We start from the raw sequence: 18,988 nt of genomic DNA on the forward strand, positions 1-18,988 counted from the left end.
CCGGCTTTTCTCATGCCTCCGGGGCTCGGCCACGCCGCGTCTCGGCGGTCCGGCGGATGACCTCGGCGATCTCCGGATTGCTGCTCGACAGCATCTGGAAATCCTCCGAATAGAGCGACAGCAAAGAGACTTCTGTGGCAGCCGTGACGGTCGCAGAGCGCGGCTCACCCGATATCAGCGCCATCTCGCCGAAGAAACTGCCGGGGCCGAGCTCGACCGGCGTCGGTGACGGCGTTGCAATCGTCACGCGCCCCTCGACGATGAAGTACATCTGGTCGCCCGGCTCGCCCTTGCGGCAGATGATGCTACCAGCCGGCACCGCCCGCGGCCGCAATGCCCTGACGATCTCGACGAAGGCGGCCGAGCCGAGCTTTTCGAACAGCGGCACCGCCGCGACCAGCTGCCAGTTGCGCACGAAATCCTGGCGGCGCACTTCTTCGAAAAACCCGGTGGCGAGAATGCCCGCCCAGAGCGCAAAGATGCCGATACCGCTCATCATCACCAGACCGGCAAGCACCCGGCCGGCCAGTGTCTGCGGGATCTCGTCGCCATAGCCGGTGGTCGACAGCGTCACCACCGCCCACCACATGGCCTGCGGAATGCTGCCAAACTTGTCCGGCTGGATGTCGCGCTCGATCAGATAGGCGACCAGCGATGCGCCGAAGAGCACGATGCCGAAGAGCGAGGTGACGCCGACGAGATTGGGCGCGGCGCGCGCCACCACCCGGCCGAGCAGCCGGAAGAAGGTGGAATGGCGCAAGGGCTTCAAGAGCCAGACTCCGCAATAAACGCTCTGGTCGCGCGGATCGGCGAACAGGAAGGCGGCCAGCGGAACGACGACGGCCACCATATCGATAACAAGATGCGGCATCAGCGCGCGACGATCCGCCGTGGGCCAGGCGGCGAGCGTATCGGCCAGCTGCAGCACATAGAAAAGCCAGAGGCCGCCAAGCACCACCTCCAGCGACAACCGCGCCGTCGCGCCGATATTGCGCGTCGTCAGCGCCGCGACGGCGGCAAGGCCGAGCGCTGCCAGCAATCCGTTGAGTGGCGTGGAAATTCGTAAGGAAGGCCGTGCCGACATTCACTCCCCCAGCGTCCGCTCGCCGACGACGCCTCGGCCGGACGGGGCGGCAACGCTTTGATCTAAAGCACAATTCACTGCATGAATCGATGCTCATTTAAGGGGATTCGAATTTGTCGCGAAAGAGGCCTAGTAGCGGGTGTCGGACGGCTCCTCGTCGCCGGTGCGTTCGCGATCTTCCTGGTACTGCGCGGCACCCTCCACTGGCCGCAGCCAAGGCTCCCGGCGCTTGACCCAGAGTTCGTAGCTCGGCTTCAGCGGCGTCGGCGCCTGGGACAGGATGCCGAGCTTGACCTCCGCCTCGCGCGCGTCGACCGAAAAGACACGCGAGCCGCAATGCGAACAGAAGCGCCGGCCCTGGAAATCCGAAACTTCGCCGGAATATTCAAACTGTTCCGCGGGCCAGATGCCATAGAAGGTGAAGGCGGATCCGCTCTCCTTGCGGCAGTCCATGCAATGGCAGATGCCGACCCGGATCGGTTCGCCGTGCACCGAGAGCGCGACCCGACCGCAAAGGCATTTTCCCGATAGCGTCGTCATGTTCCTACCCCCTGTCCCAACCGTGATGCCAGACCAGGGAAACGACGTGGTCGGTTGTTCGGTTCCACCCTTGTTGCCGGCATCAAGATGCGCTCTGAGATCGCCTGAACCCGACTGTCTTGGCGGAACCTTTCGCGGTTTGACGCCTTCTGCCGGTATGCCAAACGGAGGTACGAACCATGGCACATGCCGACGAACAGGAGATTATCGACCTCGAACAGGAATTCTGGCGAACCATTCTGGAGAAGGACACCGAGGCATCCGTGGCCATGCTGCCCGAACGCTCGATCGTCGTCGGCGCGCAAGGCGCGGCCGTGCTTACGCCGGACGACTATCGCAGAATGGCAGAACAGGCCGAGCGTTCCTGGAAGCTCAAATCGTTCCGCCTCGACGACGTCAGCGTGGTCTTTCCGCGCGAGGACGTCGCCGTCATCGCCTATACGGTGACGGAAGAGATGGATGTGGACGGGCAGCCTTTGACACTGAAAGCCGCCGACGCCACCACCTGGATACGCGAGAACAGCGGTTGGCAGGCCTGTCTGCACACGGAGTCCGTGCTTGGCGATCCCTTCGGTCGCGACCGCAAGGTAGCCTGAGGAGTGCTGGCGAGGTAGAGCGTAGCGAATGACGGGAAGGCGGTCGGCCGCTTTCCCCTCGACCAATCCTCACCGATAAACCGTCTGCCCCGGCGCCCGTTTTCGGTGTAGGATGCCGGCATGAGTGAAGCCCAGCCTCTGTTCGATATGCTGCGCCAGACCGTGCAGCCTGAAATCGCCGGCGTATTGGAGCGATTTGTCCGGGAAGCGCCGGACCGCAAACTCGGCCGCATCAACGCACTCGCCTTTGCCGCCGAGCACGGGCTCGACGAGGAGAAGGCGATCGCCGCCTTCCTACATGCTTCCCGCCTCGGCCTTTTCGAGCTTTCCTGGAATGTGCTTTGCCCCGGCTGCGGCGGCGTGCTCGATGCCAACACCTCGCTGAAAACCGTGCAGAGCGACACCTATACCTGCTCGCTCTGCGCCGCCGGCTATGAGCCGACACTGGACGAGATGGTGGAGGTGACCTTCACCGTGAACCCGCGCATACGCCACATCGAGGCCCACAGCCCGCATGAACTGACGCCGCTCGAATATTTCCGGCAGATCTACTGGGGCTCCGGCATTGAGTTGCCCGAGGAGGGTTACGAGGCCCAGGTCGACGATTTCATGATCGAGGCACTGGAATTGCCGCCCGGCGAAAAGGCGGTGATCTCGCTGCAGATGCCGGCGGAATTCATCATCATCTTCGAGCCGGTGACCCATGCTGCGCAGTTCATCGACGTCAAGGGCGAGCCGACCAAGGAGCGGCGCACGCTGTCGCTCGTCTTCGACCGCGGCCATCGCCACGACGAAGCGCTGACCATGCAACCCGGTCCCTTGCGCATCCAGGTGGAAAACCACACGGATGTCCGCACCCTGCCCTCGGTCTGCATCGCCAACGACGCGCTGCACGATATCCTCGGCCGCCGCCGGCCGTTCCTGACCGCCAAGCGGCTGCTCTCCAACCAGACCTTCCGCGACATCTACCGCACCGACACGATCGACGTGGACCAGCGGCTGAAGATCACCAGCCTCACCTTTCTCTTCTCCGACCTGCGCGGCTCGACCGAGCTTTACGAGCGGGTCGGCGACCTCGCCGCCTTCGATCTGGTGAAGACCCATTTCAGCGTCGTCAACGAGATCGTTGCGGCGGAAGCCGGCGCGGTGGTCAAGACGATCGGCGACGCCGTCATGGCCACCTTCCCGACGCCGGACCGGGCGGTTGCGGCCGCCATGCGCATGCGCGACGCCATGCGACAGCTGAACGAGGACCGCGGCTCGGAAGACCTGCTGCTGAAAATCGGCATCCACGAGGGACCGTGCATCGCCGTCAGCCTCAACGAGCGGCAGGACTATTTCGGCCAGACGGTCAACATCGCCTCTCGGGTCCAGCACCTCGCCAGCTCGCGCGAAATCTTTGCGACCGGTTCGGTGCTCGACGATCCGCGCGCCTCGAGCCTGCTCAGCGATCGCGGCCTCAACCCGCAATCGCACAATGTCGCGCTCAGAGGCATCACCAACGAGATCAGCATTTTCTCGATCCCGTGAGACTGGCCGGGAACGGAACGCCCATATCCCTCGAGCGGCGATCAGCGTTCGGGCAAGCCGGCTTGCCGTAGCGCCTCGGCCATCTGATGCTGCCACTGCGGTATCCTCTGAAACCAGGGCAGTGCCCGATACCGCTCGATCGTGAACCCCGGCTCTGCTGCCAGCAGCTTCTGCGCCGCCCATCGGGCGGTCTCCATGTCCCCGGTCATCGCGGACCAGGCCGCGAGGTGGCGATAGGACCAGGTCACGTCAGGATAGTTGTTGACGACGTCCTGGGCGATCGCGATGGCTTCGGAGAGAGCCCCTTGCATGGCCATGGAAAAAGCCATCCCCAGTTTCATGTTGAATGCGAGCGGGTCTCTCGGGCTCAGCGTCATCCCACGCCGGAACCGCTCCGTTGCGCGTGCGGGATCGTCCGTGAAGATCGCGATCCAGCCGAGCCGAGCCCATGCCCAGGCATTGTTCGGATCAAGCGCCAGCGCCTTTTCGATAAAGGTGGCGGCGCGATCCTGATCGCCGCAGATGCTCATTGCCGCGCCAGCCGCAGTCAAAGCGGTCGGATCGTCGCTGATCGAGCCTGCACCTTCGATCGCTGAACGCGCCTGATCCAGTTCCTGCTCCGGCCGGTCGGTCCATAGGTAGGAGGCGCTCGAGGCATGGCACCACGCCAGAAGCGCATGCGCGCGGCCGTAGCCGGGATCGACCAGGATCGCCTGCCGAAGCAGTTCGATCGCCTGGTTGTTGCTATCCCTGCGGCGCCCCCAGAGATTGGGGAAGGCGCGCATGACGAAATCATAGGCGCGCAGACTGGCCGGCGGCTTGCGCTTGGCAAGCTCGATCTCGGCATCGCGGATGGCGGGGTGAATGGCGCCTGCCACCTGCGCGGCGATCCGATCCTGGAACTCGAAAATATCCTCGATTGCGCCCTCGTAGCGATCCGACCAGGATTGGGTCCGCGTCTCGGCGTCGACCAGTTGCACGGAAATGCGCAGCCGGTCGCCACCGCGGCGCACGGTGCCTTCAACCACATAGGTGACACCGAGCTCCCTGCCGACGTCACGCACGTCGACGAAGCGCCCCTTGTAGGTGAAGGCGGACTGGCGCGCGATGACGAAGAAATCCCGGACGCGCGAGAGCGCCGCAGTGATCTCCTCCACGACACCGTCGACGAAGTACTCGTCGCCTGGACCGCTCAGATTGTCGAAGGGCATGACGACGAGCGACGGCTGGTCCTTGCTGCGACCGGCCAGCGGCGCCCCGTCGAGGACGCCACCTCCGACAGCGATCTCGTCTTGCCAGTCGACCCGGAAAACCAGAATGGGCCGGGGGATGTTCTTCAAGGTCCGCTCGCCGAGGCTGGTCAGCGCGAAGGGCACCTTGCCGTCGAGATGTTCGCGCACCGCCCCGGAAATACAGATGCCCGACGGGACGGCGATCTCCTGCAGGCGCGCAGCGATATTGACTCCGTCGCCAAGCAGATCGTCTCCCGACACGACGATGTCGCCGAGATTGACACCAATGCGAAACTGCAGGCGGCGTTCGGGGGGCAGTTCCTGCGCATCGAGAAGACCGCGCTGGATTTCCACCGCGCAGCGGACGGCCTGAACAGCGCTTGGAAACTCGGCGACGAGACCATCGCCGGCACTGCCGAAGATGCGGCCGCCATGGTCATCCACCAATTCGGCAATCCGCCCCCGGCAAAGGTCGAGCGCGCGAAGCGTGTTCTCTTCGTCGAGCGCTGCGAGGCGACTGAAGCCGGCGACATCGGCCGCAAGGATGGCTGCGAGCTTTCGATCCACAACGGTGACCGCTCCTGCGGCGGAGGATTTCGTTGTGTTTAATATGCGCGAATTTTCGAATATTCACAGATACCTGTGGCAAGCGAGAGCGGATCAACACCGCAGCCGGTCAAGAAGGCGCCCCCGGCAACCGTGCCGCACAACAGCTTGCCTACTTCGACCTGTCGGCCGCCTAGACCACGGGCGGTATCAGGGTCAACACGTCGCCATCATCCGGAATGAGCAACCTGGGCAAAGCGATGCCGTGGGCGCTGGCAGCGGCGCGGAGATCACCTCGGCCGACCGTCGCATGGTCGAGCGCCTCCATGTGCGTTGCAACCACGATGCTCTTCTTGGATGCCTCGCAGACCGCGATCGTCTGCGCCGCATCCATCACGATCAGGGCGCCGTCCCAGCGTGCGCCGCAGGAATGGGTGACGATCACATCCGGCTTCGTATCGTGGATGGTCTTTTCGATGGCCGGATAGAGCACCGTGTCGCCGGCCCAGTAAACCGTCGGCTCGCCCTTGGCCTCAAGGCTGAAACCCATGACCGGCCCCATGTCCTGAACGACAGGACCAAGGCCGTGGCTGCCGTCACGTCGGGTGAGCTTCAGGCCCTGCCACTGCGCCTTGCCGAGAAGGGGCGTGACGTCGCGAAAACCAGCGCCACGGATCGCCTCCTCGTCGCCCGGCTGGCAGAAGATCGGCAGCCCCTTCGGCAAGCGGTGCTTGGCGGTGTCGTCGAAGTGGTCCTCGTGCAGATGCGAGATAATGACGAGTTCGACCCCGGCAAGAATGGTATCGGTGTCGAACGGCAGCCCGACCAGCGGATTGGGCGCCCGCCCCGCAAAGGACGGCAGGCTGTCCTTCGGCCCTAGAAAGGGATCGATCAGCACCGTGTGACCGGCATAGTCGAGCTTGAGTGTCGCATTGCGGATAAGCTGGAGCTTCATGGGGTGTCCTCCCTTGCCGAAACCGGCCTTGACCATCGCGGCGATCCTTGCGCATGCGGCAGCGAAATCAAGCCCTGAAATGACGCGCGAGGGTTGAGAAACGCCGCCGTCCTTCACGCCAACCCCGTTCGATGGCGCCAGCATGCGCTGTCCGCGTTACCGCCAGCCGCAATCCCACGGCTGGCCCCTTGCGGTGCGATGACAGGCAAAGGCCCGGCCGCAGGAATGGGTGGCGGAAATCGTCATGCGGCCCCGGCCCGAGCCGCGGGCAAACATCTGCCGGAACGCGACATCGGCATTTGCGGGGCAATTGGCAAAGCTCTTTTTCTGCAGTTCGGCCGGTGGGCTGATCGCGCGGGTGCCGGTGTTTTTCTGCGGTGCCTTGATCGTGCCTTGCGTCTCGCCTGGTTGCGGCAGCTTCGCCTCGCGCCGGATCGTGACGCAGCGCCCATCCTTCGCCTCTTCGTTACGGCCGCAAGCAAGCGGGCAGATCCGCACCTTCTCCGACTTCAGGCGACCGAGCACGTCGCTGGAGGGTTCGAGCGTCGCAAGGTCGACCTTTGCGAACTTGCCGAAGGCTTCGAGCGCCTTGCGGCTGCCGGCACCCCAGACGCCATCCTCGCTGCCGGCGCGACAGCCCAGCCGGTTGAGCTCAACCTGTACGGAACGGGCCAATGTCGTGTCGTCGGCATTGGGCGCGGCCAGCGCCGGATCGATGGCCGCCACGGCCTGGCCACCCGATCCGCCGGGCACGCCTTCGGATGTAGGCACTGAAGCCCGCTCGATGATCTTGATCTTTGCCTTGGCGAGCGATGCGAACGCACCGTCGGGATATTGCTGCAGATAGGCGTCGAAGAGGTCGCGGTCGGTCGCATCCTTGATCGTTTCCCAATAGGCAAGCTCGGCGGCCTCACCCGTCGCGGGCGCCTCGGCCGGCGCCGGCTTGCCGTCAACGACGGGCTTCAGCACCACTTCGCCGGTCAGCGAGGAATTGTCCCAGGGCACCTGCTTGCCGCCGGTTGCCGCCAGCACGTCGCGGCGCACGTCGATCAGTTCGCGGGTAATGTCGCGCCCCGGCTGGCCGAGATGTTTCAAGAGCGCCGATGTGAACGGCGAATTGCGCCCCGATCCGTCGAGGGCAACATTGCCGGGCTGGGTGGAGAAAGCGATCAGCGTGCCGATGCCGGTGCCGACCTTGGCAAGGCCGCGGCCGACCGAGGCGGAGCGCGTGCCCATCGAGCGGGCGAGATTGACCGCTAGCGGATTGTCGCGGCAGGCGTCGAGCAGGATGATATTGACCCGTGTACTGCGCTCCATCGCCGACAGGATCAGGTTCATCGGCACCGCCTCGAATTCGAGATCGACAGAGGAAGCGAGCGTGGCATCGACGGGGGCGAGATAGTTTTCGCCGTTCACCTGCAGGCCGTGGCCGGCATAGAAGAACAACGCGAGGTCGGCGCCGTCGAGCCGGCCGACGAAGTCCCGCACCGCACGGCGCACGCCCGAGAGGTCGAGATCGGCGCCCGTCACCACCTCGAAGCCCAGCCCTTCGAGCTTTGCCGCCATGTCGCGCGCGTCATTGCCGGGATTGGGCAAGGTGGCCACATGCTGATAGGCGGAATTGCCGATGACCAGCGCCACACGCTTTTCGGCCAGCGCCTCCGATGCGAAAAGCACCAGCAGAACGGACAAGGCGATGCGAAGGAATGGCATGGCTCCCCCCGGCAATGCGCGGATGATCGCGACCACGCGCGTCACCCCAACGCCCAAGCGTGCTACCGGCAATGCAGCCTGTCAATGCAAGGAGAGTGTCCGGCAGGCCCGACGCGGGCTTGCCCGCCCGAACGAATGAGAGCTTCGGCGCCCGCGCCCATCCCTTGGGATTAGGCTTCGAGCGAAGAAAGCACCGCGACCGTTACTAGAGGGGTTGCCGGCGCCATCAGCGACGGCACCTGCCGACCTATCGAGCGAATGGAGTGCCGCCCGACAGCGGCGCGCCTGCCGCGCCGCTGTCGCGGAATGAAAGGTTACTTGACGACGACGTTGCCGTTGACGATCTCGACGTTCTCGTCGCCCTGCAGGCCGATGCGGTCACCGCTCGGCGCGGTGACGAAACAGCCGCTCGGGCAAATCATTTCGGTCGCTCCGGATGCGATCGCCACTTCCACACGGCTTTCACCCTCGACGACGATCAGAACGGCGGTCTCGCTGTCCTTGTTCGTGACAGTCGCGGCACTGGCAGCACCGGCCATCGGCGCGCCGGCCATCAGCAAACCGGAAAGCAAAGCAATCACAAATTTCTTCATCGCCCATCGACGCCAGACGCGCCGCCCTCTTGCCGAGCCGGCCGCCCCGTCGGTTACGCGACGCTGCGCCGGCCACCTCTTCAGCCGATGACCAGCGTAGTCGGTCACCAGAAGAATTGCATGCTTTTTATGGCAGGCCGGCTGAATAGTGGCTGAACGGTCCGTTTATCAGCGGTTTGGGTTTGCCCGGCGGCTGGCGCTCCGGCGGCTGCTTGCCCCCTCCACTTCGCGCTCCTCGTCGAGCGGCGCCGCAGCGGCAGTTTTCTTGTCCGAAGCGGCAGACTTGGCTGCGGCCCTTTCCTCGGCGGAGGTGGCGCCCTTCGGCTCGCCGACCTCTTCCGGGTGGTGGCTTTCGATGCCGGTCTGGTCCTCGACCGGCACGTCCTCGATCTTGACCGGGAACGGCGCACCGATGCCCTCGTCGCGGAAGCGTTCGTAGATCGAGACACGCAGGTCGTTGCGCACGCCGCCGCCGGTCAGGACGTCGGCCACGTAGATGCGCAATTCGAAGGTCATGCGGTCATCACCAAAGGCGGTGAAGCCGACGCTCGGCGACGGGTTCTTCAAGACCATGGGATGGGCGGCCGCGATCTCGGCGAGCAGCTCCATGATCCGGCGCGGCTCGCTGGCATAGGTGACGGTGATGGCGATTTCGGAGCGGCCAAGCTTGTTGCGGTGCGTCCAGTTGCCGACCGAGGCGTTGATGAGCAGCGAGTTCGGCATCATGATCGACTGGTGCTGGAAGGTCTCGATCTCGGTCGCGCGGACAGAGATGCGCTTGACGAAACCTTCCGTCGTGCCGCTGACGATCCAGTCCCCCACTTTGAACGGGCGCTCGACGAGCAGGATGAGCCCCGAAACGAAGTTCGAGACAATGTTCTGCAGGCCGAAACCGACACCGAGCGAGAGAGCACCGGCAACGAGCGCGAGGTTGGAGAGGTCGATGCCGGCCGCCGACAGTCCGATCAGCCCCGCAAGCCCGACGCCGGTATAGCCGATGCCGGTGCGGATCGAGTTGCGCACGCCCGCATCGACCCGGCTGCGTGCCATGATGTTGCCGTCGATCCAGCGCTGCACGAAACGGGTGACGGCGTAGCCGAGCGCGAAGAACAGGATGCCGGCGAGGATGCCAACCAGCGAAATCGTGATCGAGCCGATCTTGATCTCGGTCACCATCCGGTAGGCCCAGGACTCGATGTCGGCGACCTGGAAGCCCCACTGCAAGAGGATCAGCGGGATGAAGAACATCACGACCAGCGCGTAGATGCTGAGGCCCGCGGCAAGGCCGATCTGGTCGAGCGCCACCTGTTCGAGATTATAGCGCCGCTCGAGATAACGCCCGGCGGCGGTCTCCGCAAAGGCGCCCTGCTTGGCAACCGCCCGGCCGGTGAGGATGCCGATATACATCGTGACGAGGATCGCGCCCGTAATGATGATCTGCGTGGCGATGAAGCGGGCAAGACCGACATAGCCCGATACAGCGGCAATGATGAGCAAGGCGCCGGTCGCGAGCAGCGCGAAAGACACCACCCGCGGCCAGGCGCGGCCATGGGCATCGAAGGATTCATCCTTCCTGAGCGTCGGCTTGATCCAGGCCGAAGCCATGATGATGAGGCCGATAACGATGGAGGCAATGTAGCTCTTGACGACGGTCAGGACGACAGGCGAACCGAGCGCCTCGCTGACGCCGCCGAAGAGGTAGTCGAGGCCGTTGACCAGCGCCATGGCGAAGATCGCGATCATCAGCATCCGCGCGCCGCGATCAGAAACCCGGACGAGCCGCCAGCGCGAATCGCGCGGCGACAACACGGCCTGAGCGAGCCTCGTCACGAAGAAGACGACGACGGCGACCCCGAGCGTGATTGCAATGATCGGTGCGATATCGGAACGCAGCACGTTGAAGCCGCGCAGGAACAGGAAGCTCGAGACCGCGAAGGCGGCCGACGCAATGGTCGGGATCAGTGTCGACCAGAATGCGACGGAGAGCCGCCGGAAGTAGCTCGGCTCCTCATCGGTAATGTCATGCTCGATCAGTGGGCGAAAGAGCCTGCGGCTGCCGGAAAGGAACACGAGCGCCGCCAGCAGCGACAGGAACAGCGCCGTCAGGAGCGGCACGCGCTTGTAGTTCCAGGCAAAGCTCAGCCAGCTCCCGACGCTGCGCGACAGCACCCGGGTCTCGTCCGCCGTCGCCGTCAGCGCGTCGTCGAACATTCCGGTCGACACTTCGGTATTCTTCAGGAGCGTATTGGAAAACAGCGCGCGCCTTGTCGCGGTAATGGCGTTGGACAGCTTCGTCGCCTGCACCGACAGGCCTTCCGCCTCGCCGGTCAGCGCATTGATGGCACCACGTTCGGCCATCAGCCGCTTGCGCTCGGCCGTCACGATGTCGGCTTCGGGCGGTTGCCCCTCGGCCGGCGGATCGCCAAGTTCGGTCAGCCGCGCCTTGATTTCGTCGAGGCGCGGGCGGGTCGAAACCGAAACGCCGATGATCTGTTTGGCGAGCGCGTCGACCTGAACCTTGAGGTCGGCAAGCACGATGTCGTCGTCCTTGGCTTTCTCGACCCGTTCGGTCAGTCCCTTCAGTTCCTCGTCGGCCTTGGTCAGCTGCTCGGCCGCCTGGCTCTGGGCCGGCGGCGTCGCATCCGCCGGCAAGGCATCGGCCGCCGGCTGGGCATTCTGGGCAGGCTGTGTGGTTGTCGCCGCAGGTTCCGTGGCACCGGGGGTCGCCCCGTTCTCCGCTGGCTGCGCCTCCTGCGCCGGCTTGCCGGCAGCAGGCTGGGCGGCGGTCTGGGACGATTGTGCCCCTTGCGGCGATTGCGCCGGCTGTGCCGATTTCTGGCCCGCCTGCCCGTTTGCCTGTGCGGTTTGTTGCGCTGTCGGCTGCGCCGCCTTCTGGGCCATGACCGGGCCGCCCACGGCAAGCGCCAGCAGGCAGACGAGAATGGCGGGCAGTTTTCCGACAGAACGCAATTTCATGATCCTTGCAGATTGAGACCGTGGTCCGGAATCGCTCCGGCCGTCTTCACGTTTCGATGTGAATACGAAAGACGGCGGAAAGATGCAAAGAACGGCGATAAATCCCCGTCAGCGCCCGCTTTCCCGTTAAAAACCGGCGCCGGGCTGCGCCAGATAGGCAAGTTCGGCCTCCGTCGAGGGCCGCGCCAGGAAGGCGTTGCGATGCGGGAAACGACCGAACTGCTCGATCACCTCGCGGTGCCGGATGGCATAGTCGAGATAATCGGCATCGCCGAGCTCGGTAAAGAGCTTCACCGACATGGTCTGGTCGGTAAGGTTTTCCGAATGCTCGAAGGGCAGATAGACGAAGGCGCGCCATTCCGGCTTGATCGCCATGTCGGCACCGGCGCCAACGGCGAGCTTGGCCTCGTGCAGTGCCAGGCAATCGGTGGCAAAGGCGAGCGGCGTGCCGCGAAACATGTTGCGCGGCATCTGGTCCAAAAGCACGATCGCCGCCAGCCGGTTTTCCGGGCTCGCGCGCCAGATCTCGTCGACACCACGGGCCAGCGCCAGGTGCGACGCCTGGAAGCGGCTGATACAGGCCTGGTCGAGTTCGTGGCTCGTCCCGAACCAGTCGTCATAGGTGAGTTCGCCAAACCAGAAATTCAGAACGTCCTGCGGCGTGCAGATGTCAGCTTCGTTCGCCATATGCTCCTCATGCGGGCCAATCGCCGATCCCTCGGCTGCGCTAACACATAAGCCGGAACCGGCCCTTGTCCATAACGTGTTCCTACCCGCCTTACGCGCGTCGCTTCAGGATGGCAATGAAGGCGATGCCGCCGACGAGCCCGGTGACGACGCCGATCGGCATGTCCTCCGGCGCCATGATGACGCGGGCCGCCAGATCCGCAAGGATGAGCGTCAGCGCCCCGAAGAAGGCCGAGAGCGGAATGACCCGCACGTTGTCGCTGCCGGCCAGAAGCCGCACGAAATGCGGCACCATCAGCCCGACGAAACCGATCGCGCCGGAAAAGGCGACCATCACCCCGGTCAGAAGTGCGGTGACGACGAACAGCGTCAGCCGGAAGCGGCGCACGGGAATGCCGAGCGTCATCGCGGTTTCGTCGCCCATGGCGAGCGCATTGATTTCGCGCGCCCGGATCATCAGCCAGCCGAGGGAGGCGAAAAGCACCACGCCGGGATAGACGAGCTGCGACCATTGCGCCAGGCCAAGACCGCCGAGCATCCAGAAGATGACCGTATGGGTCGCCCTCGGGTCCCCAAGGAAAATCATGAGGTTGCCGACGGATGTCAAGACGAAGGCGACCGCGACGCCGGCCAGCACGAGACGGTCGGCGCTGCTCCCGAGCACGCGGGAGACGAAGGCGACGAGCACGGTTGCGAGCAGCGCGCCGGCAAAGGCAAAGAGCGGCACCGTGGCAAGACCGAGGATCATGCCGGTGTGCAGCAGCGCCACGATCGCGCCGAGCGCGCCGCCGGAGGCAACGCCGAGCAGATGCGGATCGGCAAGTGGATTGCGCGTGACCGCCTGCAGCACGGCGCCAGTCAGCCCCAGCCCGGCGCCGACGAGGCCCGCCAGCATGACGCGCGGCAGGCGCACGTCCCAGACGATGCTCTCGCGCCCCGCCGACCAGAAAGCCTCGACGCTGCCCGGAGAAATCTTGCTGGCGATGATCGACCAGACGGTCGCAACCGGGATCGGCGCCGAGCCGAGCGATACGCCGGCCGTGACGGTCAAGGCCAGCAGCAAAAGCGCCGTCATGAGACCGGCACCCGCCTTCAGCGCCCGTGCCGGCGCTAGGCGTGAAACGGCGACGGGACCAGGCGACGCATCCTCAGCCAGCATCGCTTACAGGCCCTCGCCCTGAAAGGCCTTGGCAAGCCTGGCAATGGCGTCGATGTTGCGCGGGCCTGGCGTCGCTTCGACATAATCGAGCACGACGAAGCGATCGTTCTTGACGGCATCGACATTCTTGAAGGCTGCATTGTTCTTCATGAAGGCGATCTTGTCCTCGGCCTTCACCTCGCCGTAGTTGACGATGACCACCACTTCCGGGTTGCGCTCGATCACCGGCTCCCAGGAGATTTCCACCCAGCTCTTTTCCACGTCGTCCATGATGTTGGCGCCGCCGGCGGCCTCGATCATCGCCGTCGGAATGCCGAAGCGGCCGGAAGTAAACGGCTTCTCTTCGCCGGAATCATAGACGAAGACCCGCGTCGGGTTAGCCTTGCCGGCGTTCGCCTTGGTGATCTCGGCAAGCTGGCGGCGATAGCCGTCAACCAGCGTCTCGGCGCGATCCTCGACGCCGAAGATGCGGCCGAGATTGAGAAGATCGACGAACATGTCGTTCATATCAGGCTTCTGCTTGGCCATCACGTGGATGCAGGATTCGGTCAGCTCGTAGACGCCGATCTTGAAGGGCGCCAATGTCTCGGGCGTGACCTCGCCGCCCACCTTCATGCCGTAGTTCCAGCCGGCAAAGAGGAAATCGGCATCGGCGTTGAGCAGCACTTCCTTGGTCGGATATTTCTCCGAAAGCTCCGGCAGTTCCTTGACGCCTTCGCGCAGCTTCTCGTCCAGCGTCTTCCAGCCGGAAACGCCGGTATAGCCGACCATGCGGTCCTGGAGCCTCAGCGCCAGCATCATCTCCACCAGGTTGACGTCGTTGGCGATCGCCCGCTTCGGCGCCGCGTCGAAGGTCACCTCGCGGTTGCAGCTCTTGACGGTGACCGGATAGGCGAGCGCCGGCGTGGCGGCGGCAAGCACGAAAAGAAGGGAAAATGGGGCAATATTGATCTTCATGAAATCGATCCCTGTCGAGGAAGTGAAAAGGAAAAGCGGGCGCCGCCGGCAGCGGCATTGTGAACGGTGGCGGTGACGCCGAAGGCGGCCGAAAGCTCGCTGGGGCTGAGCACCTCTTCGGGCGGGCCGAAGGCCGTCAGCCGCCCGGCGGTCAAGATCGCGACATCTGTCGCAAACTCGGCGGCGAGATTGATGTCGTGCAGCGTCGAGACGATTGTCAGTTTCAGCGTCTGCAAGAGCTCGAGGATTTCGAGCTGGTGGCGGATGTCGAGATGGTTCGTCGGCTCGTCGAGGATGATGATGCGCGGTTCCTGTGCCAGCGCGCGGGCGATCAGCACCCGCTGCTTCTCACCGCCCGAAAGCGTCGAGAACTGGCGACCGGCAAGATGGGCGAGATCGAGATGCGCGAGCGCATGCTGCACCCGCTCGCGGTCGAAATCGTTCCAGCCGCTCAAGCCCTCCCGCCGCGGAATGCGTCCCATCATCACGACGTCGCGCACGCTGAAGGGAAAATCGCCGGGCATCTCCTGCAAGACGACGGCGATTGTCCTTGCCGCCTCGCGCGCCGAGATCGACCAGAGATCGACGCCATCGACCGAAACACGGCCGGCGTTCGGCTGCACCGCCCGGTAGAGGCAGCGCAGAAGCGAGGTCTTGCCGGCGCCATTCGGCCCGAGGATCGCAAGCCGGCTGCCGGCCGCGATCGCAAAGCCGATGTCGTTGACCAGCGTCAGGCCCGAACGCGGCCCCCAGCGAAGGCCCTCGACCGTGAGGGCTGCACCCGTTGCGTTGCAGCTCATGGGTTCGTTCCTCTGCGCGACCTCATTGGAAGTGCCCGCCAAGATCTTCGGAGACGAGCATCGCCGCGGGAATGCGGGCAAGCGTCTTGCCTTTCAGCCCGCGCGGCCGTTCCGCCGCCCGCGTCATGCCATCGCCACGCTCGGCATAGGTTGTGGCAAAGCGCACGAGATCGTCGATGTCCTCTTCCGGCGAGACGTCGCCGAAGAGATAGGTCGCCTTCCCCGTCGCCTGGAAGGCGATGGTGCAGGGCCGCGTGCAGGCCGCCATGCAGACCGTTCCGGCGATCGAGAAGTCGCGATCGAGCGGTGCGCCGAGCGCTGCGATGCTCAGGTTGAGCCGCTTGATCAGCTCGGCACCGGGCACGCATGGGCCGCCGGTGAAGCGGCAATCGGTGCAGACCGTTATCTTGTGCTGTCGGAAATTCGGCTCAGCCATTCCTGCCCTCCGCCGGACTGACGGCAAGAGATGGCGAAACGGCAAGAGGACGGAAAACCGTCGTATGAAAGCCAGTTCTTTTCCATCGGAACACCCCGTCCGTTGTGGTTGATCGGTTCGATGGCAGGTCTCCTGGCTCGCGGGTCGTGGCGCATCCACGTCTTCCCGGTCTTCGACCAGTGACATGGTGTGAATGCGCTTTCCGCTCACAGTTGCGGGGGCAGCCACGGTCTCGGCCCCATCAGGGTCGTCCGTTCCGTGTTCCCTTTTCAGCCGCTTCCGCATTGTCGCGGACGCAGCACCATCAACGCCTTCCTCGCATGAATCGGCGGATGAGACAACCGCACGACACAGGCGGGAGGGATCTATCAACATGCGGCGTTTCGTCATGCGACGTTTGTTATAAAATAACATTACGTAGCGCAAGCCAAAAATTGGGCGCCGGACACAATCCGACGCCCGCGATAGCGACCACGCTAAAAGACGTGCCGTGCTGCCTCAGAACTCCGGCGGGAAGAGTTCGGCCGTCAGCGTCACCGCGACAGAGGCGTTGCCCGGCAGGTTGCGCACGCCGCAGACGGAGCGAACATGGCCAGCCCTTTCGCCAAAGGCGGCCGCCAGAAGCTCGGAAGCACCGTCGAGTATCTTCGGGTGCTCCAGGAAATCCTCAGTGCAGGCGACATGTCCCTCCAGCCGGACGATCTGGCGAATACGCTCGAAACGGCCGAGATGCTCGTGGATCTGCGCCAGCGCGTTGAGCACTGCCAACTCTGCGGCCTTGCGCCCCTCGTCGATGGTCACATCGCGCCCGAGCAGCCCCGTATGCACGAAGCGCCCGTCCAGCAATGGCCCCTGCATCGAAACATGAAGCATCTCACCCGCCTCGATCACCGCGCGGTAGGCGCCGAGCGGCCTCGGCGGCGTCGGGAGCTGAACGCCAAGTGCGCCGAGCCTTCGGATAACCTCGTCCATCATTGCTTCCCCTCCTCGTCACCTTACGAACCGGCCGCCTTGCGGAGACGACACCGCTTTTTTCTCAAGCCCTCGAAGTTCTGCCGCCCCTATCGCAAGCAGAAAGACGCGCCGTTCCGTGCCCAGCAACTTTTCCAAGCATAACCAAGAGAAAACGCCTCATGCCTCACGTTGGGAGATAACGTTACGAATTACAACACCAGAGTTGAAGTGCCATCGCGATCCGGGCCAGTGCCGCGGTCTTGCGATCGAATGCGACCGACACATCGCGGCGGCCTCGATCCCCAACCCCAAGTAAAAACGCTGAAATGTAACATACGTTACGCTCACGTAACCCTATGCCCGTTGAGAATTTCGACGACCGAAGCGACAATTGCCGGGATTAAGATTGGGCATCGACAAGCCTCGGAAACAAGCTCAACTTAGCCGCGCAGATCCCGAAATGAAGTGACGGCAACTCAACTTTCAGAAGGGAATAGCATCAGTGAATCCCATTGATTTCTTCGTCGACACGCTTCGGACCTATCCGCCTGTCGCCGTCTTCCTCGCCCTCGGCATCGGCTTCCTCATCGGTCCGATCAAGGTCGCGGGGTTCAACCTTGGAAATGTCACCGCCACGCTGCTTGCGGGCGTTCTCATCGGACAGCTGGGTATCCAGGTTTCCGGCGACCTGAAATCCACCCTGTTTTTGATTTTCCTCTTCGCCGTCGGCTACGGCGTCGGGCCGCAATTCGTGCGGGGCTTGAGCACCGATGGACCGAAACAGATCGCCTTTGCGCTCTCCGTGCTGGTGCTGTGCCTCGTCGTTCCCTATCTCTGCGCGCTGATTGCCGGGCTGCCGCTCGGCTATGGCGCCGGCATGTATGCCGGCTCGCAGACGATCTCGGCTGCAATCGGGGTTGCGACCGACCAGATCAATTCGCTCGGGCTGACGCCGGAGCAGGCCAAGACCTTTGCCGACCAGATCCCGATCGCCTATGCGGTGACCTATATCTGGGGCACGATCGGCTCGGCGATCATCCTCGCCCAGCTCGGTCCCAAGCTTCTTGGCATCGACCTTCCGGCGGCCTGCCGCGAATACGAGGCCAAGCTCGGCGGTGGCAGCGAAAGCAGCGAGCCCGGCATTACCCGCGCCTATCACGACTTCGGCCTCCGGGCCTATCGCGTCGACGCGGCAAGCGGGCTCACCGGGAAACCGGTCAAGGACATCCTTCCCGGGATCCGCGTCTTCGTCGAGCGCCTGCGGCGCGGCGACCAGATCATCGAGGCCGATGGCAACACCGTGCTGCAGCCGGGCGACGTCGTCGCCTTTTCGGGCCGGCGTTCGCTGCTCGTCGAAAACCTCGACAACAAGCTGCTCGAGGTCGAGGACAAGGAGCTGCTCAACGCGGAAGCCGAAGTCCTCGATGTCTACGTGACCAGCAAGGCGCTCGCCGGCAAGACGCTGGCGGAAGTCAGCACCATGGATTGGGCGCGCGGCGTCTATGCCCGCAAGATCATCCGCTCGCTGGTCGAGATCCCGGTGCTGCCCGGGACGACGGTCGAGCGCGGCGACATCGTCACCATCGGTGGCGCGAAACGCCATGTCGAAGCGGCGATCAAGGCGCTCGGCTTTGCCGACCGGCCTGTCGAGACGACCGACATCGCCTTTCTCGGCTGGGGGCTTTTCATCGGCGCGATGATCGGTGCGCTGACGATCACGATCGGCGGTATCCCGATCGGCCTTTCGACCTCCGGCGGCGCGCTTCTGGCCGGCCTCGTGCTCGGCTGGCTGCGCACCACCTACCCGGCCTTCGGCCGCATCCCGTCACCGGCGCTGTGGCTGATGAACACGCTCGGCCTCAACATCTTCATCGCCGTCGTCGGGATCGGCGCCGGCCCGGGCTTTGTCGCGGGCCTGCAGGAGGTCGGCATTTCGCTGTTCATCTGGGGCGTGGTCGCCACGTCGATCCCGATGATCGCCTCGGTGCTCCTCGGCCACTATGTCTTCAAGTTCCACCCGGCGATCCTGTTTGGCGCCTGCGCCGGTGTGCGAACGACGACGGCAGCGCTCGGCATGATCCAGGAGGCGGCCAAGAGCAAGGTGCCGGCGCTCGGCTACGGCATGCCCTACGCCATCGGAAACACGCTGCTGACCATCTTCGGCCTCGTCATCGTCATCATGCTCGCCTGAGGCGAACGGGCGAAGCCGACCATCGTTCAAAATGCATAG

16 protein-coding genes and 1 riboswitch are annotated in these 18,988 nt (G+C 64.2%); of the genes, 3 read left to right on the top strand and 13 right to left on the bottom strand.

Translation table 11 applies throughout. From position 1 onward, the window contains the following. Window positions 1-10 precede the first annotated feature (10 nt). Window positions 11-1,084, bottom strand: coding sequence for a cyclic nucleotide-gated ion channel (locus IB279_RS10905; protein WP_112770952.1), 1,074 nt, complete (start codon window positions 1,082-1,084; stop codon window positions 11-13). 129 nt (window positions 1,085-1,213) lie between these two features. Further along, window positions 1,214-1,624: a GFA family protein gene (locus IB279_RS10910; protein WP_112770953.1), complete on the bottom strand. Its 411-nt coding sequence runs from the start codon at window positions 1,622-1,624 to the stop codon at window positions 1,214-1,216. Window positions 1,625-1,803: 179 nt separating this feature from the next. Between IB279_RS10910 and IB279_RS10915 the strand changes: the two genes are divergently transcribed. After that, window positions 1,804-2,220 (top strand): nuclear transport factor 2 family protein, encoded by a 417-nt coding sequence (locus IB279_RS10915; protein ID WP_034788108.1) that lies wholly within the window; start codon window positions 1,804-1,806, stop codon window positions 2,218-2,220. Window positions 2,221-2,340: 120 nt separating this feature from the next. Beyond that, window positions 2,341-3,750, top strand: a complete 1,410-nt coding sequence (locus tag IB279_RS10920; protein ID WP_034788105.1) for an adenylate/guanylate cyclase domain-containing protein — start codon at window positions 2,341-2,343, stop codon at window positions 3,748-3,750. Window positions 3,751-3,791: 41 nt separating this feature from the next. Here IB279_RS10920 and IB279_RS10925 read toward each other — a convergent pair whose 3' ends face one another. From IB279_RS10925 to IB279_RS10975, 11 genes are all read right to left on the bottom strand, one after another. Continuing rightward, entirely contained in the window at window positions 3,792-5,549 is a 1,758-nt protein-coding gene (locus IB279_RS10925) for an adenylate/guanylate cyclase domain-containing protein (protein WP_112770955.1), read from the bottom strand. A gap of 172 nt (window positions 5,550-5,721) precedes the next feature. Beyond that, a complete protein-coding gene (locus IB279_RS10930) occupies window positions 5,722-6,483 on the bottom strand; it encodes an MBL fold metallo-hydrolase (RefSeq protein WP_192339199.1) in 762 nt (253 codons plus the stop codon). Window positions 6,484-6,639: 156 nt separating this feature from the next. Further along, on the bottom strand, window positions 6,640-8,196 hold the full coding sequence (locus IB279_RS10935) for a caspase domain-containing protein (protein ID WP_112770956.1): 1,557 nt from the start codon (window positions 8,194-8,196) through the stop codon (window positions 6,640-6,642). Window positions 8,197-8,510: 314 nt separating this feature from the next. Next, a complete protein-coding gene (locus tag IB279_RS10940) occupies window positions 8,511-8,789 on the bottom strand; it encodes a hypothetical protein (protein WP_034788099.1) in 279 nt (92 codons plus the stop codon). 168 nt (window positions 8,790-8,957) lie between these two features. Further along, window positions 8,958-11,765, bottom strand: coding sequence for a mechanosensitive ion channel family protein (locus IB279_RS10945; protein ID WP_162741178.1), 2,808 nt, complete (start codon window positions 11,763-11,765; stop codon window positions 8,958-8,960). 126 nt (window positions 11,766-11,891) lie between these two features. After that, window positions 11,892-12,452, bottom strand: a complete 561-nt coding sequence (locus tag IB279_RS10950; protein ID WP_060601111.1) for a DUF924 family protein — start codon at window positions 12,450-12,452, stop codon at window positions 11,892-11,894. 91 nt (window positions 12,453-12,543) lie between these two features. Continuing rightward, complete coding sequence (locus tag IB279_RS10955) at window positions 12,544-13,527, bottom strand: iron ABC transporter permease (protein ID WP_192339251.1); 984 nt, start codon at window positions 13,525-13,527, stop codon at window positions 12,544-12,546. An 87-nt stretch (window positions 13,528-13,614) separates the two neighbouring features. Continuing rightward, on the bottom strand, window positions 13,615-14,568 hold the full coding sequence (locus IB279_RS10960) for an ABC transporter substrate-binding protein (protein WP_034788092.1): 954 nt from the start codon (window positions 14,566-14,568) through the stop codon (window positions 13,615-13,617). Then, complete coding sequence (locus IB279_RS10965) at window positions 14,565-15,368, bottom strand: ABC transporter ATP-binding protein (protein ID WP_034788088.1); 804 nt, start codon at window positions 15,366-15,368, stop codon at window positions 14,565-14,567. Before IB279_RS10965 ends, IB279_RS10960 begins: the two co-directional genes overlap by 4 nt. 22 nt (window positions 15,369-15,390) lie before the next feature. After that, entirely contained in the window at window positions 15,391-15,804 is a 414-nt protein-coding gene (locus IB279_RS10970; protein WP_034788085.1) for a DUF1636 domain-containing protein, read from the bottom strand. A gap of 104 nt (window positions 15,805-15,908) precedes the next feature. After that, window positions 15,909-16,125: riboswitch (cobalamin riboswitch) on the bottom strand. Between the two features lie 177 nt (window positions 16,126-16,302). Beyond that, window positions 16,303-16,779, bottom strand: a complete 477-nt coding sequence (locus tag IB279_RS10975; RefSeq protein WP_210209346.1) for a RidA family protein — start codon at window positions 16,777-16,779, stop codon at window positions 16,303-16,305. A gap of 481 nt (window positions 16,780-17,260) precedes the next feature. On the opposite strand from IB279_RS10975, the gene aspT reads away from it, so the two are divergent. Next, window positions 17,261-18,949, top strand: a complete 1,689-nt coding sequence (gene aspT / locus IB279_RS10980) for an aspartate-alanine antiporter (protein WP_226020693.1) — start codon at window positions 17,261-17,263, stop codon at window positions 18,947-18,949. The last annotated feature ends 39 nt before the right edge of the window (window positions 18,950-18,988 follow it).

This window comes from Ensifer sp. ENS06 (assembly GCF_014852205.1).
GTDB classification, from domain to species: Bacteria; Pseudomonadota; Alphaproteobacteria; order Rhizobiales; family Rhizobiaceae; genus Ensifer; species Ensifer adhaerens.

Excerpts from the sequence above, each read along its gene's own strand:
- IB279_RS10965 (WP_034788088.1), bottom strand. The coding sequence starts at position 15,368 with ATGAGCTGCAACGCAACGGGTGCAGCCCTCACGGTCGAGGGCCTTCGC.
- IB279_RS10920 (WP_034788105.1), top strand. The coding sequence starts at position 2,341 with ATGAGTGAAGCCCAGCCTCTGTTCGATATGCTGCGCCAGACCGTGCAG.
- IB279_RS10940 (WP_034788099.1), bottom strand. The coding sequence starts at position 8,789 with ATGAAGAAATTTGTGATTGCTTTGCTTTCCGGTTTGCTGATGGCCGGC.
- IB279_RS10975 (WP_210209346.1), bottom strand. The coding sequence starts at position 16,779 with ATGATGGACGAGGTTATCCGAAGGCTCGGCGCACTTGGCGTTCAGCTC.
- IB279_RS10930 (WP_192339199.1), bottom strand. The coding sequence starts at position 6,483 with ATGAAGCTCCAGCTTATCCGCAATGCGACACTCAAGCTCGACTATGCC.
- IB279_RS10970 (WP_034788085.1), bottom strand. The coding sequence starts at position 15,804 with ATGGCTGAGCCGAATTTCCGACAGCACAAGATAACGGTCTGCACCGAT.
- IB279_RS10905 (WP_112770952.1), bottom strand. The coding sequence starts at position 1,084 with ATGTCGGCACGGCCTTCCTTACGAATTTCCACGCCACTCAACGGATTG.
- IB279_RS10935 (WP_112770956.1), bottom strand. The coding sequence starts at position 8,196 with ATGCCATTCCTTCGCATCGCCTTGTCCGTTCTGCTGGTGCTTTTCGCA.
- IB279_RS10960 (WP_034788092.1), bottom strand. The coding sequence starts at position 14,568 with ATGAAGATCAATATTGCCCCATTTTCCCTTCTTTTCGTGCTTGCCGCC.
- IB279_RS10955 (WP_192339251.1), bottom strand. The coding sequence starts at position 13,527 with ATGACGGCGCTTTTGCTGCTGGCCTTGACCGTCACGGCCGGCGTATCG.
- IB279_RS10910 (WP_112770953.1), bottom strand. The coding sequence starts at position 1,624 with ATGACGACGCTATCGGGAAAATGCCTTTGCGGTCGGGTCGCGCTCTCG.
- IB279_RS10950 (WP_060601111.1), bottom strand. The coding sequence starts at position 12,452 with ATGGCGAACGAAGCTGACATCTGCACGCCGCAGGACGTTCTGAATTTC.
- IB279_RS10915 (WP_034788108.1), top strand. The coding sequence starts at position 1,804 with ATGGCACATGCCGACGAACAGGAGATTATCGACCTCGAACAGGAATTC.
- IB279_RS10945 (WP_162741178.1), bottom strand. The coding sequence starts at position 11,765 with ATGAAATTGCGTTCTGTCGGAAAACTGCCCGCCATTCTCGTCTGCCTG.